The organism is Pseudomonas sp. (assembly GCF_040514055.1).
Classification (GTDB): domain Bacteria; phylum Pseudomonadota; class Gammaproteobacteria; order Pseudomonadales; family Pseudomonadaceae; genus Aquipseudomonas.
In genome coordinates this window covers 60,077-79,217 of sequence record NZ_JBEVDL010000016.1, presented here as the reverse complement: position 1 = coordinate 79,217, position 19,141 = coordinate 60,077, and the positions used below count along the sequence as shown (strand labels likewise).

General features: G+C 67.5%; 13 protein-coding genes. 11 read left to right on the top strand and 2 right to left on the bottom strand.

All coding sequences use genetic code 11. The features are described from left to right. The first annotated feature begins 210 nt into the window (after positions 1-210). The 4 genes from ABWY06_RS04575 to ABWY06_RS04560 all read left to right on the top strand — a co-directional run bounded on the left by ABWY06_RS04575 (position 211) and on the right by ABWY06_RS04560 (position 3,668). The gene (locus ABWY06_RS04575; RefSeq protein ID WP_353924387.1) at positions 211-1,164 is read left to right on the top strand and encodes a DMT family transporter; all 954 of its coding nucleotides are present in this window, start codon (positions 211-213) and stop codon (positions 1,162-1,164) included. Continuing rightward, a complete protein-coding gene (locus ABWY06_RS04570) occupies positions 1,151-1,828 on the top strand; it encodes a nitroreductase (RefSeq protein WP_353924386.1) in 678 nt (225 codons plus the stop codon). Before ABWY06_RS04575 ends, ABWY06_RS04570 begins: the two co-directional genes overlap by 14 nt. 352 nt (positions 1,829-2,180) lie before the next feature. After that, positions 2,181-2,876, top strand: a complete 696-nt coding sequence (locus ABWY06_RS04565) for a DUF2846 domain-containing protein (RefSeq protein ID WP_353924385.1) — start codon at positions 2,181-2,183, stop codon at positions 2,874-2,876. Between the two features lie 126 nt (positions 2,877-3,002). After that, entirely contained in the window at positions 3,003-3,668 is a 666-nt protein-coding gene (locus ABWY06_RS04560; protein ID WP_353924384.1) for a hypothetical protein, read from the top strand. 260 nt (positions 3,669-3,928) lie between these two features. Here ABWY06_RS04560 and ABWY06_RS04555 read toward each other — a convergent pair whose 3' ends face one another. After that, positions 3,929-4,453, bottom strand: coding sequence for a YcjF family protein (locus tag ABWY06_RS04555; RefSeq protein WP_353924383.1), 525 nt, complete (start codon positions 4,451-4,453; stop codon positions 3,929-3,931). Positions 4,454-4,572: 119 nt separating this feature from the next. Next, entirely contained in the window at positions 4,573-12,156 is a 7,584-nt protein-coding gene (locus tag ABWY06_RS04550) for a non-ribosomal peptide synthetase (protein WP_353924382.1), read from the bottom strand. Positions 12,157-12,339: 183 nt separating this feature from the next. On the opposite strand from ABWY06_RS04550, the gene ABWY06_RS04545 reads away from it, so the two are divergent. The 7 genes from ABWY06_RS04545 to ABWY06_RS04515 are packed head-to-tail and all read left to right on the top strand — an operon-like array spanning position 12,340 to position 19,139. Continuing rightward, positions 12,340-13,080, top strand: a complete 741-nt coding sequence (locus tag ABWY06_RS04545; protein ID WP_353924381.1) for a thioesterase II family protein — start codon at positions 12,340-12,342, stop codon at positions 13,078-13,080. Continuing rightward, a complete protein-coding gene (locus tag ABWY06_RS04540) occupies positions 13,077-13,751 on the top strand; it encodes a 4'-phosphopantetheinyl transferase family protein (protein WP_353924380.1) in 675 nt (224 codons plus the stop codon). The genes ABWY06_RS04545 and ABWY06_RS04540 overlap by 4 nt, the downstream gene beginning before the upstream one ends. Continuing rightward, entirely contained in the window at positions 13,739-14,905 is a 1,167-nt protein-coding gene (locus ABWY06_RS04535) for a cytochrome P450 (RefSeq protein WP_353924379.1), read from the top strand. The genes ABWY06_RS04540 and ABWY06_RS04535 overlap by 13 nt, the downstream gene beginning before the upstream one ends. After that, positions 14,902-15,816, top strand: a complete 915-nt coding sequence (locus ABWY06_RS04530) for a hypothetical protein (RefSeq protein ID WP_353924378.1) — start codon at positions 14,902-14,904, stop codon at positions 15,814-15,816. The genes ABWY06_RS04535 and ABWY06_RS04530 overlap by 4 nt, the downstream gene beginning before the upstream one ends. Next, positions 15,813-17,399 carry an AMP-binding protein gene (locus ABWY06_RS04525; protein ID WP_353924377.1) on the top strand — a complete coding sequence of 529 codons (1,587 nt, stop codon included), beginning with the start codon at positions 15,813-15,815 and terminating at the stop codon, positions 17,397-17,399. Before ABWY06_RS04530 ends, ABWY06_RS04525 begins: the two co-directional genes overlap by 4 nt. Next, positions 17,377-17,640: a hypothetical protein gene (locus ABWY06_RS04520; RefSeq protein ID WP_353924376.1), complete on the top strand. Its 264-nt coding sequence runs from the start codon at positions 17,377-17,379 to the stop codon at positions 17,638-17,640. Before ABWY06_RS04525 ends, ABWY06_RS04520 begins: the two co-directional genes overlap by 23 nt. Beyond that, complete coding sequence (locus tag ABWY06_RS04515; protein WP_353924375.1) at positions 17,637-19,139, top strand: alpha/beta hydrolase; 1,503 nt, start codon at positions 17,637-17,639, stop codon at positions 19,137-19,139. Before ABWY06_RS04520 ends, ABWY06_RS04515 begins: the two co-directional genes overlap by 4 nt. Positions 19,140-19,141 lie beyond the last annotated feature (2 nt).

Here is a 19,141-nt window from a genome sequence, read left to right as displayed (position 1 = left end):
CTTTACCGAGCGCTGGACCCACCCAGCCGGACTGCGCGAGGCCAGCGCGCAGGTTGCCAAGCGGCGCGGGGGAGCGCGGCGGCCAATCTGCGGTCCAGGACGGCGCGAATACCCCTGGACGCCCAGCCTGCTCCACGTCGAGGATAGGGCCATCGGGACGACCTGACGCCAGCCGGTTTGTCCCTTGGATCGCCACCCCACGGGATCATCGTGAATTCACCCTCGCCCGACAGAGTTACCGGCAGCCCGGCATTCGACGCCAGCATGCCGGCGCTGTTCGTCTGCATCTGGGCCACCGGCTTTGTCGTGGCGCGGTTGGTAGCCCCCCATGTCGATCCATTGACGTTCCTGGCCTACCGTTTTGTCGCCTGCGCCGCGCTGTTCAGCCTGATCGTCGTCGCGGTCGGCGCACCCTGGCCGCAAGGCTGGCGCGGCTGGTGGCAGGCGGCGGTGGCCGGTGTGCTGTTGCAGGGCCTGTACCTCGGGGGCGTGTTCTGGTCGGTGAACCAGGGCCTGCCGGCGAGCATCTGCGCTCTGCTGGCGGGCTTGCAGCCCTTGCTGACGGCCTTGCTGGCCGCCCCACTGCTGGGCGAACGGGTCGGCGCCGGGCGCTGGTTGGGCATCCTGCTGGGCTTGGTCGGGGCACTGCTGGTACTGCTGCCCACGCTCTCGGGGCATGTGTCCGCCCTCCCGCTCGGGCCACTGCTGGCCGCCGTGATCGCGGTGCTGGGCATTACCTTCGGCACCCTCTGGCAAAAGCACACCGCGGCGAGCAGCGACCTGCGCAGCCAGGCGGCGGTGCAGTTCATGGCCGCCGCGCTGTTGATCACGCCCATCGCCCTGCTCACCGAGCAGGGGCGCTTCGACATGAGCTGGCAAAGCTGGAGCGGCTTGCTCTGGGCCGTGTTCGGCTTGTCGATGGGTGCCATCTCGCTGCTGCTGATCATGATCAAACGCGGCGCAGTCACCCGCGTGGCGTCCCTGTTCTACCTGGTGCCGCCCCTGGTGGCGGTGATGGCCTACCTGCTGTTCGATGAACAGCTGTCCACCGCGCAGATCGCCGGCATGCTGCTGGCTGCGCTGGGCGTCGCCATCGCCAGCCGCGCCCCGCCGCCGGTGCCACTCGCCGAACCCTTGAGGAAACCCCAGCATGTCCGTCAGTGACGCCCTGAAAAATCGCATCTCGACACGCGCCTACCTGCCGACGCCGGTTGCTGCCGCCACCGTCCGCGCCCTGCTCGACACGGCGCGCTGGTCGCCCTCGGGCGGCAACCTGCAGCCCTGGAAAGTCCTGGTGGTGGCCAACGAAGCCAAGGCCCAGCTGGAGCGCTTGGCCGTCGAGACCCTGCTGAAAAACCCGCTGGGTGAAGTCGGAGACCACCCGATCTACCCCGCGGGGCTAAGCGAACCCTACCGCTCGCGGCGGTTCAAGGTCGGCGAAGACCTGTATGCCCTGCTCGGCATCCCCCGGGAAGACAAGGCCGCGCGGCTGCGCAGCATGGCGCGCAACTTCCAGTTTTTCGGCGCCCCGGTGGGGGTGTTTTTTATCATCGACCGCAGCATGGGCCATGGCCAATGGGCGCACCTGGGCATGTTTATGCAGTCCCTGGCGCTGCTGGCCGAGGAGCAAGGCCTGGCCACGTGCCTGCAGGAAGCCTGGGGCATGCTGCGCGACCGCCTGCACCGCCACTTCGCCCTGCCGGACAACGAGCTGGTGTACTGCGGCATGGCGCTGGGCTACGCGGACGCCAGTGCGGCGGTAAATCAGATGCGCTCCGAACGCGCGCCGGTGGAGGACTTTGCACGCTTCAGCGGCTTCGAGTCGTGATGGGTGCAGGCCTTTGAGTGATTGAACGCCGGGCCTTTCCAGGCGTGAGCATTCGACGCGACCCGGCTGGCTGTGGTGGCGCGAACACCCCGAGGGAGTGACCAGCCCCTCGGCGGTCACCCTGGGCAGCGATCTCCTGCCACCGAAGCAAAGCCAGTGCCCGGCACCCAAAAGATAAAAACGGCCCACCACCGCGCAATCACGCCGTGGATGCAGGCGCATGCCGGGCGTTGCGGTTACAATCCCCCCGCCTGTCATCGGGCATCAAGCATCGTTCAGGCATTCGCGGGATAAGAATAAGCAGTCATGCTTACAGCTCCGCACCTATATCCAACACTTGCAAGGGCTGAATATGTCGAAAAATTTTTTGTGCGCAATCGCCATCGGATTGGCACTGCTGTCGGGATGTGCATCCGTGCCCATGGCGCCGAAAGAGCGCGACGCTGAACTCAAGACATTTAAGGCGCCACCACAAGACCAGGCAGCACTGTATATATACCGCAACTCCATGGTCGGGCAGGCGCTGAAGAAAGGAGTCTCGATCGATGGCAAAATGATCGGCGAGACAGCCAACAATGTTTACTTCTATCAACTGCTCAGTCCCGGTACCCATACACTGGCGACTGAGTCCGAGTTCAGCGATAACGCAATCAGCCTGAACGCCAAAGGCGGCGAAACCTATTTCGCCAGGCAGGCAATTAAAATGGGGGCGTTCGTGGGCGGCGCCAAACTGGAAATGGTGACAGCCGCCGTGGGCCGTAAGGAAGTGCTGAGGTCTCAACTGGCGATTTCAACCCCCGTCTCGGGCACACCTGCGCCTGCTGCTGCGCCCGTACCTGCAGTCGCAGCACCTACCGCCGCACCCGTCGCGAAGCCATTAGCCGCGGAGCGAGCATCTGCACAGCCGGTCGCCGCCACCCCTGCGCGAGCACCTGCCGCCGCAGTTGCTTCGAGTAAAAGCCGAGCACAGCAACTCGACGAGTTGGCTAAAATCCCGGGACTGTCCTACGAGGAATATCAGCGCCGCTATCGCCTGATTACCCAGTAAGACATTTCCGTCGGTTAACGGACTGGGGCGAATCAAACTGATCGCCCCAGCCAGGTCACAGCGCACATCCCGAGCAAAAAGTTGTACTGGGGGCCGTGCCGAGAAAGTACCTGCGCAGGAAAAACCATGGCAAAACGGACAGTCGCACAGGCCATATTGAGAGAGATAAAGTTACAGCTCGGGATGCACGATTACAGTTTCGCCGAAGAAGCCTCCTGCCAAGAGCTCAACATCTTTAAAAAAGAAACAGAAACAACCCGCATCGCTTTTCAATATACCCTCAGTGGTCGCGGCGCCTACTCTGCATCGGGGACCTTAAAAATAATTTATCCAGATCTTACGACGATTTTGCAGAAGCTCTTCGAAGGAACCGCCTTTGCCGCGCATTATGAGTCAGACAGCCTCAGCAACCCTTGGTCAGGGGTCGGCATTGAGTCGAATATTGAGCGCTTTTCAAACGAGAGCCTAACCTATCGCTGCGCCAGCGAAGACGACGCGACTGCGTTTTCGAAATATTTCGTTCGGCAACTCCTAGCGGCTGAACAGGCTTTTGTGCTGCCGCATTTGGATCCGGCGATTACCGTGCAGGCCTTTATGAAACCCATGCATGGGTTCTGGCCTGGACCCGTCAGGACATTTCTCGAACACCTGATCGCCTACGGCATTAAAACTTCCGATGCGCCAATGATCAGCTACGCGTTGCAAAAGGCAGCGGATGTGTGCGGGAAACTGGTTCCCGAAGCGCGACCCTTGGCATTTATCGCCACACTCAAGCGGCAGATCGAGCAGTAGGGTTTTGTTCGGGACGCGCGCGCCTAGGGCCTAAGACAACCGAACTGAAGAAGCACGCGTGTCGTAGCAACGGCAGCCCCTTCAGCCCTGATTAAGGTGGTTCGACTGTCGGAGCCTTTACGCTGGATCAGGATGAGTTCAGACCTGAGCTAAAACCGCCGCCGGTGCTGCGTGGGATCGCCCTGGCAGGCCAGGGCCCTGCCGGTGGGTGCTTTCGACCACAGGCAGCAGGGCCGTAGCCCGGCCCTGCTCGTGAAGGACTAGGCGGTCTTGGTCTTGCGCGCCGAGAACTCCTTGGACACCTCGTCTTTCATTTGCTCGACGTTGATGTCCAGAAGGGTACCGCCCGAAGCCAGGTGCTGGGAAAACACCGAGCCAACGGCGAAGGTCGAGGCCGCGGCGAAGGCTGGCAGGGTCACCACCGACAGCAGCGATCCCACCAGGGGTACTGAGCGAATCGCCGCGCCCATGGCGCCCATGGTCAGTGAGCTCGGTGCGATGGTACCCAGCAGGGTCACCAAGGCCATGCGTCCGCGGTTCTCTTCGAACGGCACCTTGTACAGCCGCGACAGCTCGGTGAGCATCTTGATCTGCACACCGGCAATGGCAGCCGCGTCCAGGAAAGGCACCGGGATAAAGCCTGCCCCGCCACCCCATTTGCTGTAGTAACCGACGATGGCTTCGGCCTGACGCGCGGTATCCGGACCAGGTCGAGTAGCGGTATCGGCAGTCACGGCGTCATCCGCCACGTCTGTGTTCTGCGCTGCACCTTGATTGCTAGACATGTCACTCCCTCGAATTGGCCGGCCCGACACTGGATGAGCCTTGCTCGGCGTGATTCAACACCGCTTATGACTGTATCAGCATTTTCCGCACACGCCAGGCAGCCAGTCAAACCCCGCGGTTACTCCACCCGCGCGTCCACCAAGCGTTGCAACTGTTGCAAGACGGCCTGGGCCCAGGACTGCGCCGTGTCTTCGAAGATCAGCGCGGCGTTGTACTCCAGGCGCAATGACAGTTCTTGCCCCGCCCGGCTGAACTCGAACACCAGGTCGTAGCCGGAGGGCGGTCGCCGCAACGTCAACGCCGTTACCACAAGCCCTTCCAGCCGCAGCGCCGGGTTGTCCTCGTGTAACACCAGCAGCACGTCGAACAACGGCATGCGCCCGGCTTGCCGCACCGGCGCGAAGTCCGCCAGCAGTCGCGTAAAGGGATAGGCCTGGTGCAAGTGCGCACCCTGCAGGGCCGCCTGGGCGGCGGCAACGCCTTGGCGCGCGGCGAAGTACAAGGGTACGGGTGTGGCGAAACTGCCCACCAGGCGGGTGGTTCTGGCATCGGCCCGCCCGGCGAGAATGGTACCGATTACCGTATCTTCGCCGATCAGCGCGTGCAGCCACTGCGCCAATCCGCTCGCCAGCAGGCTGAGCAAGCCCGCCCCGGCAGGTTGCCCCAGTAGCGCAACGCTGAGCGCCGTGGGCAGCGTCCAGTCGAGCCAGCCGGCCAACGCCGGCTCGCCACTGCGAAACAGGTCCAGCGGCAGCTCCGGCTGCGGCTGCTTCCTGGCGCTCAGCAGGCCATGCCAGTAACCGCGGGCCTGCAGGCCCAGGGACCCGGCCGCCTGCTGGTCGAACCAGGCGGCGGCGTCACGGTATTGCCAGAGCAGCGGTGCCAGTGACGGGGTATGGCCTGCCTGGAACGCCGCATAAGCCTGGCTCAGTTCCTCGCCGAGTATGCCCATCGAGACGCCATCACTGGCGACGTGATGAACCACCAGCAACAGGCAATGGTGCCGCTCGGCCAGACGCACCAGTACGGCGCGCAGCGGTAGTTCATCCAGGCCGATGGGCCAGCGGGCCAGGCGTTCCAGTTCCCCGGTCAAGGCGCCGTGAGGACTGAGCTGAACGGACAGGTCCAGGTGCTGCAGCAAGGCCGTGGGCACCGCCAGCACCCGTTGGCGCAACTCGCCCTGCTCGCTCAACACCAGGCTGCGCAACACCTCGTGGCGCCCGAGCAGCACGGCCAACGCGCGCTCCAGCGCCGCGTTGTCCAGCTCGCCGTCCAGGATAAACGCCGAAGGCCGGTTGAACACCCCGGGCATGCGCGCATCCAGCAAGGCATATTGGCGCTGGGTTTCGCAGGCGGGCCAGGAGGCGGCCGGGGCAAGCCGCGGCAACGCCTCTGACTGGCGCTTGCCCAAGGCAGCAGCCAGCCGGTCCAGGCGCGGAAAGCGGAACAGGTCGTTGAGGCTGAGTTGCAGCCCGTGCTCACGGCGCAACAATTCGATCATGCCCAGCGCCTTGAGGGAGTGGCCCCCGAGGTCGAAAAAATCATCCTTGGTCTTTACCGGCTGCCCCAGTACCTGGCTCCAGGCCACGATCAACGCCTGCTGCACCTGCGGGTCCGACGCGCTGGCGACTTCGTCCCCGTCAACCTGCTCCTGTTCCTGCGGCCACAGGCGTAAGCCGGCCGCCGCGAGGTTAATCCGCGGCAGCTCCCGCAACGGCCTCGTCGCATCCCCGGCAAAGGCCTCGGCCAGGCTCAACAAGGTCTCGAACAGCAACCCCGCTGTCTGCGGCCCATACAGGTCGCGCGCGTACTCCAGTTCGAAGACCAGCCCGGAATCACCGATACGGGCGGTCAGCATCAAGTCGAACTTGCTCGCCACGGCCGCCACGGGCAACACCTCGACCTCGAGGCCGTCCAGGCAGGGTGCGGTCGCCTCACCTTCCTCCAGCGCCAGGAACAAGTCGAACAGGGGCCCACGGTCGGCCTGGCGCCGATCGCCCAACTGATCGACCAGGGCGTCGAAGGGATAATGACGATGGCGCAGGGCGAGCGTCAGGGTGCGGGCGGCTTGGTCGACCAGGGTCCGCACATCGTCCTCGTCCAGCACACGACCGGACAGGCACAGGGTGTTGGCACAGAAGGCGACCACTGACTCCAGGCGCACATCGTCGCGCAGGGACACCGGTGAACCGACCAGCACCGGGCTCGCCCCCGTAAGGCGTTGCTGCCATGCCCAGGTCAGCGCCAGCAACACGGCGAACAAGCCGCAGCCATGCTCGCGGGCCAGCCGTTCGAGCCCCTGGCGCACCGCGGGCTCCAGGGTCGCGGTCAGACGCCCCGCGCTGTGCTGGCGCTGCGCCGGGCGCGGGTATTGGCTGGGCAACTCGGGGGCACGAATGAGCGCCAGGCGGTTCGACCAATAAGCGCGGGAGGCCGCCAGTTGCTCGCTCTCGGCCAGCTCGATCTGCCACAGCGCGGCGTCGCCCGCACTCAGGCCGGCGGGCGCCAGGGCCGCTGCGGTCTGGTGGCAGGCGGCGCGATAGTGTTCACCCAAGTCGTCCAGCAACACCCTGACGGACCAGCCATCGGCCGCGATATGGTGCAAGCACAGTACCAGCACGTGCTGCTGTTCATCGAGGCGGAACAGCCGGACGCGCAGCAGCGGATCGCAGGCCAGGTCGAAGGGCACGGCGAAGGCCGCGGTGAGGCTCGATTCGCCTGACCAAGGCAGCAGCGCCCAGTCCGCCTCGGCATGTGGATCGACCCTGACCTGCAGCGTCGCCCCCTCCAAAAAAAAACGGCTGCGCAGGGCATCATGGCGCTGTGCGAGGGCCTGCACGGCCGCTTCCAGGGCCGCCAGCTGAAGAGGACCGCTGAGCCGGTAGGCACCGCCGATGACATAGGCGGCGTCTTGTCCCGCAGTCTGCGCCAGCACCCAGATACGCCGTTGCGCCGCCGAGGCGGCATAGGCCTGCGGCGCCGTGGCCCGCAGCGGTGGCAACCTGAGGCTGGTGCGGCGGTGCTGCAGGCGCCGGGCAAAATCATCCAGGTCGGCGGCGGCGAACAAATCCGCCAGCTCGACGGCCCAGCCCTGTTCGCGCAGCCGGTTGATCACTTTCATGGCGCTCAGGCTATGGCCACCCAGGTCGAAGAAGTTCGCCTGGCCGCCCGGCACCGGCACCATCAGCACCTCGGCCCAGATGGCCGCGACACGGGCCACCTGGGGTGCCAGCGGGGTCGACGGTCGCAGCTCCGGTACGACGCCGGAACGCGCAGGGACCGCCGCCAGGGAGCGCGGCACCAGGCGCAGTGGCAACAGGACCGCGGCGAGCAGGGTGGCGGGCGCCTGCGCCAGGGTTTCGAGCACTATGACCAGGCCCTCCAGCAGGTCGCGCGCCGTGGCCCGGTCGAAGATATCGGTGGCGTAGGACAAGCTCAGTTCAAGGGTCTCGGCCCCGTCCACGGCGGTCAGCAGCAGGTCGGCCTTGGCGAAGGCCGCCTCGAGCGGCAGCGGCTGGACCTGTACCCCGGCAAACCCGGGCACGGCGGCCGGCCCCTCGGCCAGCACCAACAGGACGTCGAACAGCGGCTGGCGACCCGCCTCGCGCGCCACCCCGCATTCGGCCACCACCGCGTCGAACGGCAGGTGCCGATGATCCAGCGCCAGCGCCAGGTCCTCGACGCTTTGTGCCAGGGCCTCTGCCAGCGAACCCCGAGGATCCGGCGAGGCGACCAGGCACAGGGTATTGGCCAGGAAAGCCACAGTGTCGGCCAGCCGCGGGTCGTCACGCAGGCTGACCACCGTCCCCAGGGTCACGCACTCGGCCCCACTGGCACGTTGCAAGAGCATCTGCAGGGACGCGATCAGGGCGGCAAACAGCCCCCCGTTGTGCACCCGAGCCCGGTCGTGCACGGCATCGCGCAAGGTCCGTGGCAAGGCCAGTTGCACACTGGCCGCCGCATGACGCCGCGGCCGTGGCCGGGGCCGGTCCAAGGGCAGCTCGCAGGGTCGGACAGCCGCCAGGCGGGCGCGCCAGTACGCCGCGTCGTGGCGGTGATCGAGATTTTGTTCCCAGGCACCGAGGTCGGCGGGACTCAAGGCGGGCGGAGGCAGGCGCGGCGCGGCGCCTTGGCCGAAGGCGGTGTAGGCGACTGTCAGGTCGCGTACCAGGCAGTCCAGCGCCTGGGCGTCCACGGCACTGTGGTGCAACAGCAGCGCGAAGGCATACTCGCCATCACCCCACCAATAAAGGCGCGCGCGCAACAGCCGTCCATTGGCAAGATCGAAGGGCTCGGCAGCGTCATCGCGCAGCCGTGGGAGCAGGCCGCTGGCCTGAGGCAACGCCACCACAGCCCAATCGGCATCGACCTGCAACGGCCGTTGTCGCAACCCCTGGGGGCCGTCCAGCAGGCCGCTGCGCAGCGCCGGATGGCGCTGCAGCAACCAGCCCACGGCTTGCTGCAACGCCCGCCCATTCAGGGTACCGCTGAAGCGCCAGGCGGCACCCGCGGTATAGGCCGGGGCGACGCCCGCTTGCGCCAACAGCCAAAAACGCCGCTGCGCCGCCGTGGCCGGGTAATCATCAGCCACGGCGACCGCCACCAACGGCGGCACCGACGCCTGGCGGCGCACCAGGCGCGTGGCCAGGTCGGCCAGCACCGGTGTCTCGAACACATCGGCGAAGCGCAGCTCCAATCCCTCACGGCGCAAGGTCCCGAGCAAGGCGACGATATGCAGGCTGTGCCCGCCCAGCAGAAAAAAATCGTCGTGGGCACTGATGCCTGACTGCCCCAGGGTACTTTCCCAGGCCGCGGCCAGGCGCAGCTGTGCCTCGCCCCGGGGCGCAGGGCCACGATCGGCGCCCTGCCCGCCGCGGGCCAGCGGCAGCTGCAGCGCTGGGCGATCGACCTTGCCCGAGCGGTTCAGCGGCAGTCGCGCCAGCGGCACCACATGGGTCGGCACCATGTAGGACGGCAGCCGGCCGCGCAATTCCCGCCGCAGTGCCGCCGGATCGACGGTCCCGGTGACAAAGGCGGCCAGTTCCGCCACACCCTCGCTGTGCACCAGGGTGACGGCGGCGCCGGTAATACCCTCGAGCCGGCGCACGGCCTGGGCCACCTCTTCCAGCTCGATGCGGTAGCCACGCACCTTGACCTGGTCATCGTTACGCCGCAGGTAACGGATCTGCCCCGCCTCGTCCCACCAGCACAGGTCACCGCTGCGGTACCAGCGGCGTCCGTCGGCCAGGACAAAGCGGGCCTCGGTCAGGTCGGGACGCCCGACATAGCCGGACGCCAGGCCAAAGCCATGCTCGCCCGCGGCGATCCACAACTCGCCTAACGCGCCGATTGGCAGCAACGCGCCAGAGGGGTCGCGTATCGAGGCAAAACGACCCGGCATCGGCTTGCCCAGGGCCACCGTGCCGGTGCCCCGGGCCCCGACCTGCAGCGTCAAGGCGGTGACATCCACGCAGCATTCGGTCGGGCCATACAGGTTGGTGACTGCCCCGCCGTGGCGACCGAGGTAGTCCAACAACACGGTCCAGGGCAGCGCCTCGCCGCCAATCAGCAGGTGCCGCGGTGGTGCGACCATCGCGGTCGCGGCGAGCAGACCGAGCAGCGCCGGGGTGCCATCGCTGAGGCCGATGCGTCGCTCCTGGTAGAAGCGAGCCAGGCACTCGGCATCCCGTCGGCTGGCGTCGTCCACCAGCACCAGGGTGTGTCCGCCGCCCAAGGCGGCGAAGATCTGCTGCACCGAGGCGTCGAACCCCACCGAGGCCACCAGGGCCACCCGCTGCGGCCCCGGGTAACGCGCGTAGATCTCCTGCTGCAGGCCCTGCACCAGTTGCAGCACCGAGCCATGCTCGATCATCACGCCCTTGGGGTCGCCGGTCGAGCCGGACGTAAAAATCAGGTAGGCCAGGTCCTGGGCGCAGGCTTCCGGCAAAGGCTGCTCGCCAACCCCGTTGCAGGCCTGCTGGATGTCCAGGCAACGGCCCGGGTAGTCCAGGCCGTCGCTCAGCACCTGCACGCAGCCGGCCTGGGCGACTATGCCCTGCACCCGTTCGAGCGGGTGCTCGGGATCCAGTGGCACATAGGCGGCACGCGCCTTGAGGATGCCCAGCAGGCCGATGATCAGGCGGCAGCCACGCACGGCGTACAGCCCGACCCGCTCGCCGGGTTTGACCCCCTGACGCCGCAGCTGCCCCGCGACGGCGTCGCTAAGTCGGTCCAGCTGGGCATAATCGAGGGCACGATCGCCCGCCTCGACCGCGACCGCGTCGGGCGTGCGCCGCGCGGCCTGGCGAAAGGTGGCGGTCAGCGAGGCACTGACCATCGGCAAGCAGCCGCCCTGTCCCCACTCGTCCAACTGACACTGTTCATCGGTCGAGACCCGCATCAGCAGCGCCAGGGCGCTCTGCGGCGCCTGCGCCGCGCGCAGCAGCAATGCACAGAATTGCCGGTGCAGGCGGGCGATCTCGCCCTCGGCGAAATAGCGCAGCTGATGTTCGTACTCGACCCGGATTGCGGTGCCCGCGTGATGATCGCGCACCTGCACCACCAGCGGCAGGAGCTGTTCGCCGGCGTAGAAGGCCTCGGCCTGGCTGCGCAGCCCGGTGAAAGACTGGCCGTAATCGAGCCGCTCGACCGACAGTGCGACATCGAACAAGCCATCCGCCGCCTGGGTATCGCGAGCGATATCGGCGGATGACAGGCGCCGGTGGCGATAGGCCCGGCGCAGGCCCATACGGGCCAGGCCAATCAGCTCGGCCAGGGACATGTCATCGGACAGCGCCAGGGCCACCGGCACGGTCGCCACGAACATGCCCACCGTGGCGTGTTCGGCGGCACCGACGCGACCCTGGGTGGTGTAGCCGACGCTGGGCCGTGACACCCCGTAGCGGCGCCCCAGCAGCAGGCTGAACAAGGCCAGCAATACCTGGGCGCTGGACGCGCCCAGGTCCTTGCCGAGCGCGGCAAGGGCCGCCACCTCGGGGACGGCCAGCGTGAAGCTGCTGCGGCGCCCAGCCAGCAGCGTGCAGTCGCCGTCCCCACGCGGGTGCAGGAAGGGGCCGGAGGCATCGGCCAGCATGTCCTGCCAAGCCTCGATCGACCGCGCCAGGGGTGGCGACGCTCCAGCCTGCTGCCGTACCAGCACCTGCTCCAGGCTGCCCAGGGCGCCGGCCTCGGGCACACCACCCAGCTCGCCATAAAGCTGGCCTTGGCGGCGTACCAGCAGGCCCACGGACAGGCCATCGGCGCAGATATGGTGAAACTTCAGCAACCACAGGTGCCGGTGCGCCGACACGCGATACAAGCCGAACTGGAACAGCCGACCCTCAAGGGCAAAGGGTTCCCGCGCGGCGGCTTCGACACGGCGTCGCACCTCGGCCTCGGCATCGTCGCGGCCGGCGAGGTCCTCGTAGGGGCAATCGTAGGCGGAGTCCTCGACGAACCCCTGCAAACACTCGGCACCTTGCGGGTAGAGGCGCTGGCGCAAACTGTCGGTGTGCGCTACCAACAGTCGCAACGCCTGCAGAAAACGCGGAACGTCCAGTGGGCCATCCAGGGTCATGGTGCCGCCGAGATTCCAGCAAGCGCTGTCAGGGAAACGCAGCTGCTGCAGCCAGACCTCCTGTTGCGGCGCTGAAAGCGCCAAACGCGCTTGCGCACAGTGGCCAGCGAAGTCGAGTGGGGACACGGTTCAGGGCCCTTGGCGTACGGATCGGCGGGGTCAGCCTAGCGGAGTTTTCGTTTCTTACGATAGCCCTTGTGAGACCTGAGTCTCATCACCTATTCTGCCAATGCGCTACGAAAATCGACATCGGGCCTGCCGGCGGTACCAGGCCTGTGAATTTTGGGTGAGGCAGGAGGCATGGCGAGTATGCAGGATGCAGTGCAGGCTACCGTTATCGCACTACCCTTCGCCGGCGGCGCCGGCCACTGTTATCGCGATCTCCAGCTGGCACTGCCAGCGACCTTGCCATTGCTGACCCTGGAGCTTCCCGGCCACGGCCGGCGCATCGCCGAACCCGCATTGCCAAGCCTCGCCGCCATCGCCGCGGACCTGCTGCCCGCCCTGTTCGAGATCACCCACCAGGGCCCCTATGCGCTGTTCGGCCACAGCATGGGGGCCTACCTCTGCGCCCTGTTGTTGCGTCGCCTGGCCGCTGACAATCTGCCGCTGCCGGTGCATGTGCTGGTGTCCGGCGCGGGCGCCCCCGGATTGCCCCGCCCGGAACCGATCAGCCACCTGCCGCCTGCGGTGTTTCTGGCCCGGGTGCGCGAGCTGGGTGGCATGCCGGACGGGCTGCTGAGCAATCCGCTGTTGCTGGAGTTGTTCACGCCAATCCTGTTGGCCGACTTTCACGCCATCGAAACCTACGAACACCCCGTCGCACCGGCCCTTCGACTGCCCATCAGCGTATTGCGTGGCGAAGCGGACGAGGTGTCGCAAGCGGCGGCGTGCGCCTGGGAACAGGAGTGCAATGGGCCGCTGACCCTGCGCAATTATCCCGGTGGGCATTTCTTCCTGTTGGAACAAACCGCCGCCGTGGCCCGTGATATCGCCAGCGATATCACCCGCAGCCTGCAGCGACGAGTGCGCGGACCGGTCAGCGCATGAAGGTGTTCTGGCTGGCGAATGACAGGCCCTGGCCGGCCCGCCTCGCGGCGCGCATCAGCGCCCGCCTGCCCGCCACGCTGGTGGCGCGGGCCGACCGCCTGCAGCGCTGGCAGGACCGCCAAGCCAGTCTCGCCGGCAAATTGCTGCTGGCCAGCGCGTTGCAGGATGCCCAAGTGTCGGTCGACCTGGAGACCCTGCGTTGGAGTCCTTACGGCCGCCCGCAGTTACCGGGCCAGGGCGACTTCAATATCGCCCACACGGACGGCCGGGTGCTGTGCGCCTGGTCGGCGCAAGGCCGCGTCGGCGTGGATATCGAACGCCTGCGGCCAGTGCGGCTGGACGATTACCTGGGCTTTTTTTCCACCGCCGAGCAGCGCTGTATCGCCGTCGCCGCGCGCCCCGAACACGAGCTGGTGCGACGCTGGACGATCAAGGAAGCCGTGACCAAGGCCGCCGGCCTGGGTATCGCTTCCGGCGCCTTGCCGGACACCATGGGCGAAGGTCCGATCGCCTTCGACGGCTGCCACTGGTGGGTCGAAACCGTGGTCAGCGAACACTATGCCCGCACCCTGGCCAGCGACACCGCCCTGGGCGGGGTGCCGCTGCTGGAGATGGGCCTGGACGAGCACGCTGACCTGCACCCGCGGGGTGAGCCTGCATGCTGGCATTGAGCGAACCCATCGATTTCAGCGGCGCGGCCTTCCTGGAAAATCCCTGGCCCCTGTATGCCCAGTGCCGCCGCGAGCAGCCGGTCTGGTATTCCCCCCTGACTTCGACCCTCTGCGTATTCCGTTTCGCCGACGTCGTGCAGGTCCTGAGCAGCGACGACTTTACCACCACCTACCCGTTCAAGCGTACCAAACAGGCGTTCGGCGAGACCCTGCTGGACATCGACGGCGAACGCCACAAGGCCCAGCGCCGTGCCCTGGCGCCGGCCCTGTACCTGCCGGCGATCGACGCTACCCTGGCGCAGGTCAGCGAGCCGCTGCTGGCGCACACCCTCGACAGTTTGCCGCTGGGCGAGGCCATCGACCTCGGGGCGCGGCTCTCGGCGCCACTGGCCTTTGGCTCGATGCTCGGCTTGTTCGGCCTGGACCCGAGCGACGGCCCCTGGATCGCCGAGCGCCTCGAGGTGCTGAACGCCTTCGTTGGCCGCCAGCACCAGGACGCCGCCGCCGTGACCGACAACCGCCAGCGTCTGGACGAGCATTTGCGGCGTTTCCTTGCCAGCGGCACGCTGCCCGCGGCGCCGGCCCTGGCCGAGGCAATGGGCAGCCTGCGCACGGAACTGGATGAGGATGCCCTGCTGCGGCTGATGGTGCTGATGCTGGCCGCCGGGGTCGAGACGCCGCTGTCGGCGATTTCCAATACCCTGGCCACGGTCATCGCCCGCCCCGACTGGTTGGCCCGCGCGGCCGATCCCCAGCAGGCCATGTACCTGGCCGCCGAGACGCTGCGCTGGCAGCCGCCCCAGCACGATACGGTACGCTTTGCCGTGCGCGCCACCCAGGTGGGCGCCGTCGAGGTGGCCGCCGGCACCGCGGCGCGGGTGTTCCTGGCCAGCGCCAACCGCGACGAGGCACGCTTCGACGACCCTGAGCGGTTCAACCCCTTGCGCAGCCGCAGTAGCAGCGCATTGTCCTTTGGTGCCGGACGGCATGCCTGTCCCGGACGCGCGCTGGCCATGCGCCTGGTCACCACGGTACTGGCCGGGCTGGCGCAACGTTATGCCGTGCGCCCCACGTCCAACGCCGACTTGCGCGTGGTCGGCAGCACCTTTCGCCGCCCCGTGCGGCTCGAAGTCGTCCTGGAGCGCCGCCGGTGAACCTCTGCATCAGCCAACCCGCCTACCGCCTGGGCGAACCCCGTCCCGTCGCGGAACTGCCCGAGCTGGCCGGGGATGCGGCGGGACTCGGCTACCTGCGCAGCCTGGGCATCGAACAGTATGCACGGGCTGAACGGCCGCTGGCCGAGTTGATGCGCGAGGCGGCGGCCGAGGCCCTCGACAGCGCCGGTTGCGCGCCGCTGGATATCGGCGCCATCGTCTACGCCAGCTCCCGCTACGACCCCCACAGCGACCTCGACAGCCTGCCGGTGCTGGCCCAGCGGCTGGGCATGGACCGCGCCGTGCCCTACGGCGTATTCCTCGGCCAATGCGCGAACTTCAGCCATGCCCTGACCCTGGCCCGGGCGCTGATCGAACTCGAAGGCCGCGGACCGGTGCTGGTGATCATCGCCGACGCCCTGCCCAGCCTGGCAGGCCGGATCCTGGCGCGGCGCACCTCGGTGCTGAGTGACGGTGCCTGCGCCTTTGTCGCCGGTGGCCGTGCCCAGGTGCGGGTCCACGGGCTGATCACCCAAGCCTCGCCGGCGCTGGTCGCGCTCGATCCGATGGGGGGATTGCTGGCGTTTATCGAAGGCGTCTCCCAGGGTTTTCGCAGCACCTGCGCCGCCGGCCTGGACGCCGCCGGGCTCGGCGCCGAAGCCTACCGCTGGTTACTGGTCGGCAACTACAACCTCGCAGTGCAGCGCAACTTCACCGCCCTCGCCGGATTCGCCGACGCTCAGCTGTTCAGTGCCAACCGCAGCCGTTTTGCCCACTCTTTCGCCGCCGACCAGATGATCGCCCTGGCCGATCTGCTGAGCAGCGACCAGCTGCAGGTGGGGCAGCGCGCCTTCTGCGTCGGCACCGGCCACCACCTGTGGTCCGCCATGAGCCTGGAGCGCCTGCCGTGAACCTCCCCTTCAGCCGTGTCGAGCAATTCGTGCTGGCCGCCGCGGTCGAGGCGCCCGACCGGGCAGCGGTGATCGGCGTCGACCAGCAGCTGAGCTACGGCGAGTTGGCCACGCTGTGCGAGCACTACGCCGGGCAACTGAACGGCGCCGGTTATCGCCGCAGCGACCGGGTATTGTGCGCACTGCCGGCAACCCCCTCGGCGATCGCCCTGCTTTGCGCCCTCTGGCGAGGCGGCCTGGTCTATGTGCCCGTCAACCCGCACCTACCGCCGGCGCGCCTGCAGGCGCTGATCGAAAGCGCCGACCCGGCGCTGCTGCTCAACGCCACGGGCCAGCCCTGGTCCGAACTGTCGCAGCGTCCCTGTGGCAGCCTGATCGGCACCCAACTGAGCGTCGACAGCGTACCGTCGCGCAGCCGCGTCGAGGGCCCGGTGCTCGACAGCGACCTCAGCCATATCATCTTCACTTCGGGCACCACCGGGCAGCCCAAGGGCATCATGATGAGCCACCGCGCGGTGCTGTCGTTCTTCCACGGCATGACCGCCAGCGTACCCTTGGGTAACGAGGACCGGGTCGGTTCCATCGCGCCACTGCATTTCGATTTTTCCCTGCTCGACCTGGGCATGGCCAGCGGGCATGGCGCCACCCTGGTGCAAGTGCCCGCCCTGTTGCCCCATCACCCCCGGGCATTTCTGGATTACCTGCGGGACAAGGCGGTGACCCAGATGCAGGGAGTGCCCTCGATCTGGCGCACGGTCATCGCCCAGGCCCTGGATGGGCTGGCCACGCTGCCACGGCTGCGGACGCTGCTCTATGGCGGCGAAGCCTTCAGCGCCGAGGAGATCAACCGCCTGCACCGCGCCCATCCGACGCTGCGGATCATCAACACCTTCGGCCAGACCGAGTCCATCGCCTGCAGTTTCCTTGCCCTGGACCTGCCGCTGGACGAGCAGGGCCCTGGCGTACCCTTTGGCCCGGCTCACCCGCTGGCACAACTGCTGTTGCTCGACGAACAGGGCCACGCCGTGGCGGACGGACAGACCGGTGAAGTTTACCTGCGCGGTTCGAGCCTGTTTTCCGGCTACTGGCGCGACCCGGCGGCGACCCAGGCACGCCTGGTGAGCAATCCACTGGCACCCGACCATCAGGAACTGCTGCTGCGCAGCGGCGATCTGGCCCAGTGCATCGGTCCCGGGCAGTACGTCTTCAAGGGGCGCCGGGACCTGCAGGTGAAGATCCAGGGCAACCGCGTCGAGGTCGAGGAAATCGAGCGCCTGCTGTGCGCCCATCCGGACCTGACCGGCGCCTGCGTGGTGCCGGTGGCCGGCGCCCAGGGACTGCAACTGGCCGCGGCGCTGGTCGCCAAGGCTGGCGTCGACGACAACCTGCTGCCGCGGTTGCGCGAGCACCTGGCCAACAACCTGCCACGCTACATGCTGCCCAGTCTGTTCGAAACACTCGGCGCCCTGCCGGTCATGGCCTCGGGAAAACTCGACCGTCGCGCCGTGATTCAGCACTTCGAGGCATGCCTTGACCACCCGCCCACCAGGAATGGATTGCATGAACCCGACCACGCCCTCTGACAGCTTTCTCGCCACCATCCAGCGGGCACTGAGCGAGGTGCATGGCGCGCCCGTATGCCTGCCCCAGGACGAAAGCGCAAACCTGTTCAACGCCGGCCTGGTGGACAGCTTCAAGCTGCCGCGCCTGGTCGCGGCGATCGAGCGTTTCCGTGGCGAAGCGCTGGACCTGACGCGGCTCGATATCGAAGCCTTCTACTCGATCGCCAGCATGCGCGCGGCGTTCCTGACCGCCCATCCATGAACCCGCTGGCCGCCTGTTCGAGCCTGCTGCTGGCGGCCCTGCTGGGTGCGGTTGCGCCCGCCGCCCAGGCCTTGGCGGCGAGCGCGCCCTGCCCCTTCAGGGTGGCAGACGGGTTGTCGGTGAGCTGTGGCCAACTTGAGCTGCCCGCCAGTCGCAGCGAGCGAACCCTGCGCCGCATCCAGTTGTTCTATGCCCGGGTGGCGGCGGCCCATGACAGCGGACTGGAGCCGCTGCTGGTGCTGACCGGCGGACCGGGTATCGGCGCCAGCCAACTGCTCGAGAGCGGGCCCACCGCTTTGCTGGCGGTACAGGCCACCCGTGAACTGATCTTCGTCGACCAGCGCGGCACGGGCCGATCGCTACCGGACCTGCGTTGCCCGGACATGGACCCGGTGGCGCTGTATCACGACAGCCTCAGCGCTGATGAAGTACAGGCCTGCCTGAAGCGGCTGCGTGAGCAGGGCTTTCGCACGGCCTGGTTCGACACCCAGGAAAGCGCCCAGGATCTCCAGGCCCTGCGCCAGCACCTGGGCATCCAGCGTTGGGCGCTGCACGGCACCTCCTATGGCACGGTACTGGCGCTGGAGCTGCTGCGCCGCGACGCCGCGGCGGTCAGCGCGCTGGTGCTGATCTCGCCGACCCAGGCCAACGCCTACCTGCTGGAGCCGGATGCGTTAGGCAATATTGGCGCGGTATGGCGACGCATCTTCGTCGACTGCGCCGCGCAACCCGAATGCGCCAGGGCCTACCCGGACCTGCAGGGGCGTTTTCTTTCCCTCGCCGCGCACCTCACCCGCCAGCCGCTGCACTTCACGTTCAAGGACCCGCGCAGCGGCCAGCCACGCCGCGCGCAGATGGGCATGGCGCAGCTGCTGGCGGTGCTCAACGGGGTCGTCGGTTCCGAGGGCAACGGCGTGCTGGCACCGGCGCTGATCGACTATATGGAACGCGTGGCCAGTGGCCGCAGCCGCCAGGACGACGACAAGCTGGCACAACTGTATCTGCCGCCCGGCTCGGCGCAGGCCGCCGCCAGTACCGCCCCGGGCCTGAACCTGTCGATTACCTGCCGCGAAGCGCGCCCCCGGCACGACGAACCCGCCCTGCTGCGCGTCGCCAGCGCCTTCGAACCCTATGCCTATGCCGACGATGCCCAGCAGTACAGCCTGGCTTGCCCGCTGTGGCAGGCCGGCGACGCCGCCGCCAGCCTCTACCAGGCGCCGCGCAGCGCGGTGCCGACCCTGCTGCTGACTGGCGACTACGACACCCTGGCCGGCAGTTATCACGCCGCCCGCCTGCAGGGCGGCCTGAGCCGCTCGCAACTGCTGTCGATCCGTGGCGCCGGGCACGACGTGACCCAGGGCAACGCCTGCGCCAGCGCCGCGGTGGTGAGTTTTCTCGCCGCCCCGCTGACGCCGCTCGCGGCCCCTTGCCTGAGGCTGGCCGCGCCACCGGCCTTCCAGGTATTCGACTTTGGCGCCCCCCCTGCAACAGGACGATGACA

Bases quoted from the DNA above. Each gene is read 5' to 3' on its own strand.
- ABWY06_RS04570 (WP_353924386.1), top strand. From the start codon at position 1,151: ATGTCCGTCAGTGACGCCCTGAAAAATCGCATCTCGACACGCGCCTAC.
- ABWY06_RS04565 (WP_353924385.1), top strand. From the start codon at position 2,181: ATGTCGAAAAATTTTTTGTGCGCAATCGCCATCGGATTGGCACTGCTG.
- ABWY06_RS04560 (WP_353924384.1), top strand. From the start codon at position 3,003: ATGGCAAAACGGACAGTCGCACAGGCCATATTGAGAGAGATAAAGTTA.
- ABWY06_RS04555 (WP_353924383.1), bottom strand. From the start codon at position 4,453: ATGTCTAGCAATCAAGGTGCAGCGCAGAACACAGACGTGGCGGATGAC.
- ABWY06_RS04545 (WP_353924381.1), top strand. From the start codon at position 12,340: ATGCAGGATGCAGTGCAGGCTACCGTTATCGCACTACCCTTCGCCGGC.
- ABWY06_RS04540 (WP_353924380.1), top strand. From the start codon at position 13,077: ATGAAGGTGTTCTGGCTGGCGAATGACAGGCCCTGGCCGGCCCGCCTC.
- ABWY06_RS04535 (WP_353924379.1), top strand. From the start codon at position 13,739: ATGCTGGCATTGAGCGAACCCATCGATTTCAGCGGCGCGGCCTTCCTG.
- ABWY06_RS04520 (WP_353924376.1), top strand. From the start codon at position 17,377: ATGAACCCGACCACGCCCTCTGACAGCTTTCTCGCCACCATCCAGCGG.
- ABWY06_RS04515 (WP_353924375.1), top strand. From the start codon at position 17,637: ATGAACCCGCTGGCCGCCTGTTCGAGCCTGCTGCTGGCGGCCCTGCTG.